Source organism: Cellulosimicrobium sp. NPDC057862, assembly GCF_042797035.1.
Taxonomy (GTDB): domain Bacteria; phylum Actinomycetota; class Actinomycetes; order Actinomycetales; family Cellulomonadaceae; genus Cellulosimicrobium.
On the sequence record NZ_JBHVMH010000015.1, the window covers coordinates 98,074 to 107,311 of the forward strand.

At 74.6% G+C, this 9,238-nt stretch carries 9 protein-coding genes and 1 pseudogene; 4 read left to right on the top strand and 6 right to left on the bottom strand.

The window, feature by feature from the left end; all coding sequences use genetic code 11:
* Positions 1-47: 47 nt before the first annotated feature.
* Positions 48-1,832: a lipase family protein gene (locus tag ACFVN3_RS16735; protein WP_378234054.1), complete on the top strand. Its 1,785-nt coding sequence runs from the start codon at positions 48-50 to the stop codon at positions 1,830-1,832.
* Between the two features lie 7 nt (positions 1,833-1,839).
* Here ACFVN3_RS16735 and ACFVN3_RS16740 read toward each other — a convergent pair whose 3' ends face one another.
* From ACFVN3_RS16740 to ACFVN3_RS16750, 3 genes are read right to left on the bottom strand one after another with little or no spacing between them, the layout of a single operon-like run.
* Positions 1,840-3,138 carry an enolase C-terminal domain-like protein gene (locus ACFVN3_RS16740; RefSeq protein WP_378234055.1) on the bottom strand — a complete coding sequence of 433 codons (1,299 nt, stop codon included), beginning with the start codon at positions 3,136-3,138 and terminating at the stop codon, positions 1,840-1,842.
* On the bottom strand, positions 3,135-4,004 hold the full coding sequence (locus tag ACFVN3_RS16745; RefSeq protein ID WP_378234056.1) for an NAD-dependent epimerase/dehydratase family protein: 870 nt from the start codon (positions 4,002-4,004) through the stop codon (positions 3,135-3,137). Before ACFVN3_RS16745 ends, ACFVN3_RS16740 begins: the two co-directional genes overlap by 4 nt.
* Positions 4,005-4,024: 20 nt before the next feature.
* Positions 4,025-4,411 carry a hypothetical protein gene (locus tag ACFVN3_RS16750; protein ID WP_378234057.1) on the bottom strand — a complete coding sequence of 129 codons (387 nt, stop codon included), beginning with the start codon at positions 4,409-4,411 and terminating at the stop codon, positions 4,025-4,027.
* A gap of 117 nt (positions 4,412-4,528) precedes the next feature.
* Between ACFVN3_RS16750 and ACFVN3_RS16755 the strand changes: the two genes are divergently transcribed.
* From ACFVN3_RS16755 to ACFVN3_RS16765, 3 genes are all read left to right on the top strand, one after another.
* Positions 4,529-4,951, top strand: coding sequence for a VOC family protein (locus ACFVN3_RS16755; RefSeq protein WP_378234058.1), 423 nt, complete (start codon positions 4,529-4,531; stop codon positions 4,949-4,951).
* 96 nt (positions 4,952-5,047) lie between these two features.
* Positions 5,048-6,355, top strand: coding sequence for an amidohydrolase (locus ACFVN3_RS16760; RefSeq protein ID WP_378234059.1), 1,308 nt, complete (start codon positions 5,048-5,050; stop codon positions 6,353-6,355).
* Positions 6,352-7,005 (top strand): hypothetical protein, encoded by a 654-nt coding sequence (locus ACFVN3_RS16765; RefSeq protein WP_378234060.1) that lies wholly within the window; start codon positions 6,352-6,354, stop codon positions 7,003-7,005. The genes ACFVN3_RS16760 and ACFVN3_RS16765 overlap by 4 nt, the downstream gene beginning before the upstream one ends.
* A gap of 181 nt (positions 7,006-7,186) precedes the next feature.
* Here ACFVN3_RS16765 and ACFVN3_RS16770 read toward each other — a convergent pair whose 3' ends face one another.
* From ACFVN3_RS16770 to ACFVN3_RS16780, 3 genes and pseudogenes are all read right to left on the bottom strand, one after another.
* Positions 7,187-7,672, bottom strand: coding sequence for a hypothetical protein (locus ACFVN3_RS16770; RefSeq protein ID WP_378234061.1), 486 nt, complete (start codon positions 7,670-7,672; stop codon positions 7,187-7,189).
* Between the two features lie 256 nt (positions 7,673-7,928).
* A complete protein-coding gene (locus ACFVN3_RS16775) occupies positions 7,929-8,615 on the bottom strand; it encodes a hypothetical protein (RefSeq protein WP_378234062.1) in 687 nt (228 codons plus the stop codon).
* A 65-nt stretch (positions 8,616-8,680) separates the two neighbouring features.
* Positions 8,681-9,238, bottom strand: a pseudogene (locus ACFVN3_RS16780) (ATP-dependent Clp protease ATP-binding subunit ClpX); the annotation flags it as partial.

Below are 9,238 nucleotides of genomic sequence, written 5' to 3' on the forward strand. Positions count from 1 at the left end.
GGATGCGTGCATCCGCCGCCACCGCGGGGGAGAGGGTCCCTCCGTGGGTGTCCGTCACGCTCGGCGTCGTGTGCACGGTCGTCGGCGCGGTCCTCGTCCTGCGCCCGTTCGCGTCGCTCGCGCTGCTGGTGGTCGCGGTCGTCGTCGGAGCGGTCGTCCTCGGCGTCACGGAGCTCGTCGGTGGCCGGTCGCCCGGCAAGGGCGACGACCCCGGCACACCGCCGGCCCCGCGCTGGCCGCACGTCGCACGTGCCCTGGTGTTCCTGGCGCTCGCGGTCGCGGTCGTCGTGTGGCCTGCGCCGTCGATCGTCGTCGTCGCGGTCCTCGTCGGTGTCGGGCTCGTCGTCGCGGGCGTCCTGGACGGGTTCGAGGGGGTGCGGTCGGTCGGCGTCGACCGCTGGACGCGCCTGGCGCTCGGGGCGGCCTCGGTCGTGCTGGGCGTCCTGGCTCTCGCGTGGCCGGACGTCACCGTGCTCGTCGTCGCCGTCGTCTTCGGAGTCCGCGTGGTGGTCCTCGGCGTCCGCCTCGTCGTCGCCGGGGTCCGCCGGACTCGGACCCAGGCCGGGGTCGCACGCGCCGTCGCTCCGGGAGGCACGTCCACAGCGCCTGACCCGCCCGGGCCCCGACGCCACGGACGGGTCGCGCTCGTCGGCGCGGTCCTCGCCGTCGTCGCGGCGGGGGCGCTCGCGGTCGTGAGCGTCGGTCTGCATCGTGCGGCGCCGCAGGTCGACGCGTTCTACGACCCGCCCGCGTCGGTCCCGGGCGAGCCCGGCCGCCTCGTGCGCGCCGAGCCGTTCACGCGGCAGATCCCCGACGGCGCGACGGCGTGGCGCATCCTCTACACGACCACCCGCGACGAGGGCGAGCCCGCGGTGGCGAGCGGGATCGTCGTCGTGCCGGACGCCCTCCGGGACGACGCCGCGCCGCCCGTGATCGCGTGGGCCCACGGCACGACGGGCTCCGCGCGCGGCTGCGCGCCGTCGGTCCTCGCCGAGCCGTTCGAGTCCGGCGCGTTCTTCCTGCTCGACGACGTCCTCGCGCACGGCTGGGCGCTCGTCGCCACGGACTACGTGGGCCTGGGGACCGACGGCCCGCACCCCTACCTCGTCGGCCAGGGCGAGGCGCGGTCCGTCCTCGACGCCGTCCGCGCCGCGCGCGAGCTGGACGGCACGACGCTCGGCGAGCAGACCGTCGTCTGGGGCCACTCGCAGGGCGGCCACGCCGCCCTGTGGACCGGGGCCGTCGCCCCGGAGTACGCGCCCGACGTCCCCCTCGCCGGCGTCGCCGCGCTCGCGCCCGCGAGCGACCTCACCGGCCTCGTGTCCCACCTGGAGAACGTCGCGGGCGGCAGCGTCTTCGCGTCGTTCGTCGTCGAGGCGTACGACGCGATCTACCCGGACAGCGATGCCGCTGGGTACGTCCGGCCCGGTGCGCGGTTCGTCGTGCGGGAGATGGCGTCGCGCTGCCTGTCGGAGCCGGGCGCGCTCGTCTCGGTCGCCGAGGCGCTGTCGATGGACCAGCCGCTGTGGACGACCGACCCGACGACCGGCCCGCTGGGTGAGCGCCTGGCCGAGAACGTGCCGACGGGTCCGGTCGCCGCGCCGCTGCTCGTCGCCCAGGGGGCCTCCGACACGCTGATCCTCCCCACGGCGCAGGAGGCGTACGTGGGCGCGCGGTGCGCCGCCGGGCAGCCGGTCGACTACCGCGTTTACCAGGGACGGGACCACGTCGGGCTCGTGCAGACCGACTCCCCGCTCGCCCCGGACCTCGTGCGGTGGACCGAGGCGCGCCTGGCGGGCGAGGCGCCGACCCCCACGTGCGCCGCGGGGTGACCCGCCCTCAGGGGGCGACCAGGCCGCCGTCGGGCGCGCGGACGCCCGCGGCCCACGCGTCGTGCCCGGCGAGGTCTGCCGGGTAGCGGGCCGCGGCGCGCTCGTCGAGGTCGACGCCGAAGCCCGGCGCGTCGTGCGGGCGCAGCCAGCCGTCGACGATCCGCAGCGTGCCGGGGAAGACCTCGTGCACGGCGTCGGAGTACACGTGGCCCTCCTGGATGCCGAACGCGGTCGACGTGACGTCGAGCGCGACGTTCGCCGCCGCGCCCACCGGTGACGTGTCGCCCGGCGCGTGCCACGCCGTGCGCACCCCGACCAGCTCGGCCGCCGTCGCGAGCGCCCGACCCGCGCTGAGCCCGCCGATCGCGCTGATGTGGCACCGGATCAGGTCGACGCCGCCGCCCAGGACGAGCCGCGCCGCGTCGGGGAACGACGTCGCGAGCTCGCCCACCGCGATCGGGACCGGCGACGCGGCACGCACCTCGGGCAGGCGGTCCCAGTGCTCGGGCGCGAGGACGTCCTCGAGGAAGAACGGGTGGTACGGCTCCAGCGCACGAGCCAGCATCACGGCCTGCTTGGGCGTGAGGCGCGAGTGGACGTCGTGCAGCAGCTCGACCTGCTCGCCCAGCGCCTCGCGCGCGGCGGCGAAGAGCCGCGGCGTGCGGCGCAGGTACTCCTCGACGCTCCAGCCGCGGGGGTTGGGCGCGTCGGGGTACCCCGGCTCGGGGTCCTGGGCCGTGCCGTAGTGGCCGATGCCCGGCTGGCCGGTCTGGATCCGCACGTGCCGCCACCCGGCCTCGACGATCCGGGCGGCGTCGTCGATCGTCTCCTCGACGGTCCGTCCGCTCGCATGGAGGTAGGTGTCGGCGGCGTCGCGCACCTTCCCGCCGAGCAGCTCGTGCACCGGCATTCCTGCGCGCTTGCCCGCGATGTCCCACAGCGCCATGTCGAGGCCGGAGATCGCGTTGTTCCCCACGGGCCCCTCGCGCCAGTAGGGCGCCAGCCGCGCGAGGCGCACGAGGTCGCCGATGTCGCCGGGGTAGCGGCCGACGACGATCCGCTCGAGGTGCCGCTCCACGTACGCGGCCACGGCGTGCCAGCGTTGCGTGTACGTCGCGCAGCCCAGCCCGTAGAGGCCGGGCACGTTCGTGTCGACGCGCACGACGACGAGCGGGATGCCGTCCGGCGCGGTGACGATCGCGCGGACGCCGGTGATGCGCGTGCCGTCGCGCGCGGGCCACGGGTTCGCGAACGCCGGGTCCACGGGGTCGACGGTGGGCAGCGGGGTGGGCGGGACGTCGGTCACGGGGTCTCCGGGGTGGGTCGGGCGTCGGGGCGGTGGATCGAGTGCCGTGGGCGGAAGCCGAGCAGCTCGCGCGCGCGGCGTGTGTCGACGAGGCCGTCGTGCGGTCCGATCGCGCGGGTGAGGAGGACCTCGGGCGCGTACCGGGCGAGGAGCTCCGGGGTCGGGGCGTCCAGGAGCGTGTCGTCCGCGGCGAGCCCGACGACGTGCGCGCCCGTGAGGCTCGCCGTCAGCCCGGCCTCGATCGCCCCGGCCGCGTCGCGCAGGTCCAGGTAGGCCCAGCCCTCGCGCGCCATGACGCGCGGGTCGCGCGCGACGGCGGCCGCGGTCTCCCGGAGGCCGGCGGCGTCGCGCACGTGCGGGAAGCGCAGTGCGACGACGTCGAGACCCCAGCGTCGCCACGCGGCCCGGGCTGCGGCCTCGTCCGCCTGCTTCGACAGCGAGTAGGCGTCGGCGACGTCGGCGGGCACGTCCTCGTCGAGCGGGTAGTAGGCGGGACGGACGTCGTGCGGGTTCATGGGCACGCCGAACGCGTTGATGCTGCTCGCGATCACCGCGCGCCGCACGCCCCGCTCGCCCGCGAGCGAGAGCACGGCCCAGGTCGCGGTCGTGTTGGTCGCGTACACCTCGAGCGGGGTGCCCAGGTTCGGGTGCGGGATCGCCGCGAGGTGCACGACGGCGTCCGCGTCCTCGAGCCCGCGGCTCACGTCCTCGGAGGAGCGGGCGTCGCCGACGACGAGGCGGTCGGCGGGGGACGGGTGCTCGAACGCGGTGGACAACGCCGTGACCTCGTACCCGCGGTCCAGGAGGTGGCGCACCGTCGCGCGGCCGATGCCGCCGTCGGCGCCGGTGACGAGGACGCGCGTCATGCCCCCACCCTATGCCCCGGTCAGACGTGCTCGTCGCGTTCTTGCGGGTCTTCTGTCGAGGTCTTGCTCTCCGAGACGGTCGCGGTCGCTCGCGCGCGCAGCATGCTCGCGACGTCCGCGAGCGTGCTGCCCACCGCGCGCGGCGCGCGCTCGGGGCGGAGGTAGCGGGCGTCGTCGTCCTGGTCGTCCGTCTCGGCGAGCGCCGCGGCGGCGCCGGTCGAGGCTCGCGGTGCGTCGGCCGGGGCGGGTGCCGCCGTCGTGCCCGGGACCACGCGACCCCCGCCCGCGCGCCATGCGAGCGTCGCGTCGACGAGGCGCCGGTACACGCCCGCGTCGAGCGGGTCGCGGAGCCACGCGTCCGCCGCCTCGGCGACGTGCCGCGCGAGTCGCGCGTCCTGGTTCGTCACGTCGCCTCCTGCGGGGTGGTCGTCAGCCTGCGCACCGAACCATCCTCCCGCGCCCGGTGCCGACCTGCTTGCGTGCGCCCGCTCCCCGCGCGACGGTGGCGAGCGGAGGTGGTCGCCGTGGCCGACGTGTTCCCCCGGATCGCCCAGGTCGTGCTCGACACGACCGACGCCCGCGCGCTCGCGGAGTTCTACCGCGCGCTGTTCGGGCTCGAGTACCGCGTGGGCGACGAGTCGCCACCGGCGGGCGAGCCGGACCCGGCGGGTGCGGACTGGCTCGTGCTGCGTGCCGCGCCGGGCGGAGTCCAGCTCGCGTTCCAGCAGGTCGGCACGCTCCCGCCGTCGACGTGGCCGGACGACGGCGTGCCGCAGCAGCTCCACCTCGACTGCACCGTGCCGGACGTCGCGGAGCTCGACCGGCAGCACGAGCGCGCCCTCGCGCTCGGGGCGCGCCTGCTCCACGACCGGTCGGACGACCCGGAGGAGCCGCTGCGCGTCTACGCCGACCCGGCGGGCCACCCCTTCTGCGTCTTCGTGGGGTGACGGCGCGTGCTCGGTGTGTGACCCAGGGCTCTCATCGTGCCGTGCGGCCACGGGCCCGAGTTCGCCCCCGGCCACCGGTCGCGCGATCATGCGTGCATGACCGCGACCCCGCTCACGACCGCCGAGCTCACCGACGTCTACACCGACCTCCACCGGCACCCCGAGCTCGCGTTCGCCGAGCACCGCACCGCGGGCATCGTCGCGGAGCGGCTGCGCGGGTGGGGCTACGAGGTCCACGAGGGTCTGGGCGGGACGGGCGTCGCGGGCGTCCTCGCGAACGGCGCCGGCCCGCGCGTCCTGCTCCGCGCTGACATGGACGGCCTTCCCGTCACCGAGCGCACCGGCCTGCCGTACGCGTCCACGGACACCGCGACCACGCCCGACGGGCAGGAGTCCGGGACGATGCACGCGTGCGGGCACGACGTGCACGTCACGTGCCTGCTCGGCGCCGCCGCAGAGCTTGCCGCCCACCGCGACACGTGGCGCGGCACCCTCGTCGTCGTGTTCCAGCCTGCCGAGGAGGTCGGCGGGGGAGCGCGCGCGATGGTCGCCGACGGCCTGTTCGACCGCACCGGCGGGCGGCCCGACGTCGTCCTGGGCCAGCACGTCATGCCGCTCCCGGTCGGCGTCGTCAACCTCACGGCCGGGCCCGCGATGGCCGCCACCGACTCCTTCCGCGTGACCCTGCACGGGAAGGGCGGGCACGGGTCGAGCCCGGAGTCGACGGTCGACCCCGTCGTCATGGCGGCCGCGACCGTCATGCGGCTTCAGGGGGTCGTGTCCCGGGAGGTGGGGGCGGGGGAGTCCGCCGTCGTCACGGTCGGGGCTCTGCGCGCGGGCACCCAGGCGAACATCATCCCCGGCTCCGCCGAGCTCCTGGTCAACGTGCGGTCGTTCACGCCGGACGTCCGCCGCCGCGTGCTCGCCGCGATCCACCGCATCGTCGACGCCGAGGCCGCTGCCTCCGGCGCACCCGCGGCGCCCGAGTTCGAGGAGGTCTCGACGTTCGACCTCATGGTGAACGACCCCGTCGCCGCCGAGCGGACGCGGGTCGTCCTCGCGCGCACGCTCGACGAGCAGCGGGGACGCATCGAGGCCGCCGGCGGCCGGCCCGCCGTCGTCGCGCTGCCCCCGCTGCCGGGCTCCGAGGATGTCGGCGACCTCGCCACCGCAGCGGACGTCCCGCTCGTCTACTGGAACCTGGGCGGGTTCGACCCGGCGCTCTTTGCCGCGTTCGACCTCGCGACCGCGACGGGCATGGGCAACCTGCCCGACGGCGTCGCGCCGAACCATTCCCCGTACTTCGCCCCGGTGCCCGAGCCCACGCTCGACCTGGGCGTCGCCCTGCTCGCCGCCGCGGCGCGCGAGTGGCTGGCGGGCGACGACCGCGACGTCCGCGCGTGAGCTCGGCCCGGTCGGTCCCGGACGGTGCGCCCGCGCAGGGATCCTGGGTGCCCGACGGCGACCGCCCCTTGGTCCTGCCCCTCGCCCGGCGGCGGCCGTTCCTCCTCGTCGTCGGGCTCGCGCTGATCGCCGCGGCGGTCCTCGTCGTGCGCCAGGTCGTGGTCTACCCGGAGTCGGTACGGGTGCCGGTCCCCGTCGCGGTGGTGCTCCTGACGCTCGTCCTCGCGTTCCTCGGGGGGCTCGGCGGCGCCACCGTGTGGGGCTTCGTGCGGGCTCCCCGGCACTCCGTGACGATCGGCCCCGAGGGTCTGGTGCTCGGCTCCGGAACGCTGCGGCTCGACTGGGCCGGCCTGGAGGCCGTCGCGGTCCACGTCACCGCCGTCCGGCCCGCGAGCACGCACCTCATGCCGAAGGGCCCGGCCAGCTCCGTCACCGTCGCGCTCCTGTGGCGCCCGCGCGCTGGCTCCGACGCCGCCGACGACCCGTCGCCCCTCGCCCGGCTCGTGCTTCCCGAGCCGTTCACGCACGAGCGCCTGCTGTCGACCGTCCCGTTCACGGCTGACCTCGACGTCCCCGTCGCGCGCGACCTCGACACCGCCCTGCGGCACTTTGCCGGCGCGGCCTACCGCCCTCCGGTGCTGCCCACGTAGTCCCGCACCGTGCACGGTGGGGGATCCTGGCGATTCTCGCCGATGCGCGAGGCGCAGACTTCGCCCACCTCGAGCGCGCGCTTACTGACCGACGGCAACCTCGGGCGACACCTCGAGGCGGTGGTGAACACGAGCCGAGGCGACGGAGCTCGTGCGCCGCCGGTAGCCGTCCGGTGGACGCTCAGTCCCCGTAGGGCTCTGCCCACCAGTCGTGGTAGAGCGACACGTGAGTGTCGCCGTCACCCGTGAGGCGTAGCACCATGTACACGTCCCACCGGAGCTCTTCGTGGTCGAACCCGTCGGCTGGTTCCCGGAGCCGGGCCAGGTGCTGCGCGGGCATTCCGAGGGCATCGCCCACGCACTCGACGTCCGCCCAGGTCGGACCGAGCCCGGTCTCGACGGCGTCGAAGTCGATCGACCCGTTGGCTCGGTCGAGGCTCGCACCCGAGGCGTCGAGGTCGCAGTCCTCGAACGCTGCCGACACCGCCTCGATGTTCGCCTGGCGCTCGAGGCGTGGGCGCAGGATGAGGTAGCCGACGAGCGCAGCGCCAGCGACGAGGGCCAGGACAAGGCAGAGCGCGAGCACCAGGGGGCGGCGTCCTCGAGCCCTGCTCGTGTCCGGCGGGCCGGACAAACCGTTGGTGGGCTGGTCGGGCGGCAGCGTCACGGTTCCCCTCGGGAATCGGCGTCGGTGTCGGTCGGAAGGGCGGGCAATGCCGACCCCTCTCACCCTAGATGCTCACCGCGCCGTGCCCGCGCGGCGTCCAGGCGCTCCTCGCGGCCCGCGGGCGCTCTTGTGCGGAACCCGCCTTCGCACTCGAGCTCTCGGCCATCGCGCCGGGTCGCACTGGCGTCCGACTCCGCAGCTTCCCGAGCTTCTGATGCTCTTGCTCGACTCGTCGCCGATGGGGGCGCGGGTGCTTCTAGCGCGCCAGGGGGGCGCGGTAGGCAGGTCCGGCGAAGTGGTGTAGCGCGGTGTCCAGGTCGCGGGCGATGGGCACATCGAGGTCCGTCGTGTACGGGACGGTCGTCAGAGGCCGTGTGTGCGTGAACTGCTGAGGGAGCTTGCGGCGGGCGAGGTGCTTGGCGCCGTGCCCGGCGTCCGCGTGGTCGTGCAGGCACCACACCAGCGAGACGATGACAGAGCTCGCGCGCTGTCGAGGCAGGTACTCCGTGCTCACGGGTCGGGTAGCGGTCACGTGGACCGCGATCCTCTTCACGTCCGTCCAGTCGAGCCGCAGCGCCCCGGAGCCAAGGGTCAACGCATCGGGCCCGATCGTCACCGTCCGACGGTGCGCTCGGAAGAAAGCCCACAGGCTCGCGACACCGACCCCGATGAGGAACGTGAGGAGAGCTGTCATGGCCACGACCGCGACAGGGAGGGACACCTCCACCTTCTCCGGGTACAGCAAGACGTGGCGCATGACCACGACGGCTTCCGTCAGGAGTGCCAACCCGAAGACCAGGACAAAGGGTCTCCTGCGGGCAAGCCTCAAAGTGACGGGCTCGCCGTCGCCGCCTTGTGCGAAAGCACCTGGCAACGGGTCGGACAACGTGGATCCGCGCTCGGCCGCGCTGCCCGATCGACTGCGCGAAGGTTCCTCGTTCATGGCGTCCAACCTTCTCCCGCGATTCTCCTTCGGCCGACCGGGGTTCTACCCCGGCGGGCAGCAGGTCAGGCGGACTTCTCCCGCGGGGTACGGCTGCGCGCGGTCGAGGTGCGCGGCACGATCGTGGGGTTCACGTTGTCCAGCACGACCTCACGCGTGATCACGACCCGCTCCACGTCATCACGCGAGGGCACGTCGAACATCACCTGCTGCAACACCTCCTCCATGATCGCCCGCAACCCCCGCGCCCCCGTCCCACGCAACAACGCCTGCTCCGCGACCGCCTCCACCGCACCAGAGGTGAACTCCAGCTCCACCCCGTCGATCGCGAACATCCGCTGATACTGCTTCACCAACGCATTCCTCGGCTGCGTCAAGATCCGCACCAACGCCTCAGAGTCCAACGCCGACACCGACGCGATCACCGGAAGACGCCCGATGAACTCCGGGATCAACCCGAACCGGTGCAGATCCTCCGGACGCACCTGCGCGAACAGATCCTCCCCCGCACCCGTCTCGATCGGCGCCCCAAACCCCACACCCCGCTTACGCGCCCGCGCCGCCACGATGTCGTCCAACCCCGCAAAAGCCCCCGCCACGATGAACAACACGTTCGACGTGTC

Coding starts and splice junctions, on each gene's coding strand:
- ACFVN3_RS16745 (WP_378234056.1), bottom strand. CDS start 4,004: ATGACGCGCGTCCTCGTCACCGGCGCCGACGGCGGCATCGGCCGCGCG.
- ACFVN3_RS16760 (WP_378234059.1), top strand. CDS start 5,048: ATGACCGCGACCCCGCTCACGACCGCCGAGCTCACCGACGTCTACACC.
- ACFVN3_RS16775 (WP_378234062.1), bottom strand. CDS start 8,615: ATGAACGAGGAACCTTCGCGCAGTCGATCGGGCAGCGCGGCCGAGCGC.